We start from the raw sequence: 875 nt of genomic DNA on the forward strand, positions 1-875 counted from the left end.
GTCGGCCGTGAAGAACACGGAAGCTGCTGATTAGACATAGGAATCGAAGGATCTGCAGATCTTCTAATTGCCGGAAACAGCCACCGAACGGGCTGTTTCCTTGCAAAATCAGTTTGAGGTTTCCCTGGTTGGCGGAGCGTGATTCACTGGGTTTATCGCGGTGAATCGGAGAGCCAGGAATGGGTAAACCACGCGAACGGCGCCAAACGGGTGAACAGGATTTATTCCGATCCCGGCTCGACCAGATCATCAACATGAAGCACGAACTTGTGCGTCTGGCGCAGGCTATTGACTGGCCTGTGTTGGAAGCCCGCTTTGGGACGGTCTATTCGGACGGAGCTGGCATGCCGCCATTGCCGACGCGGCTGATGGCGGGGCTGGCCATTCTGAAGCACACGTTCAACCTGTCGGACGAGGCGCTGTGCGAGCGCTGGGTGGAGAACCCCTACTTTCAGTACCTCTGCGGCGAGGAGTTCTTTCGTCACGAACTATCGTTCGACCGCTCCTCGATGACGCGCTGGCGGCAGCGCATGGGCGAGGAACGGATCGGCGCGCTCTTGCAGGAGAGCCTGGCCGTGGCCGTCAAGACAGGCGCGATGAAGCCGCAGGATACGCGGCAGGTGATCGTGGACACGACCGTTCAACCGAAGGACGTCATGTTCCCGACGGATGCCAAGCTTATTCACCGGGCGCGCGAACGGCTGGTGCGGCTGGCGAAGAAAATGGGGCTTGATCTGCGCCAGACCTATATTCGGGTCGGTAAATTCGCCCTGATCCAGCACCAGCGCTACGCTCATGCGAAGCAATTCAAACGGGCCGGCAAGGCGCTGCGCAAGTTGAAGACCTATCTCGGCCGGACCGTTCGCGACGTCGAA

At 59.2% G+C, this 875-nt stretch carries 1 pseudogene; it reads left to right on the forward strand.

Features of this window, described 5'->3' with window-relative positions:
• Nucleotides 1–179: 179 nt before the first annotated feature.
• Nucleotides 180–875, forward strand: a pseudogene (locus IB244_RS31555) (IS5-like element ISRsp18 family transposase); the annotation flags it as partial.

Origin of the sequence: Rhizobium sp. RHZ02, assembly GCF_014851575.1 — a bacterium.
GTDB lineage: Bacteria > Pseudomonadota > Alphaproteobacteria > Rhizobiales > Rhizobiaceae > Rhizobium > Rhizobium altiplani.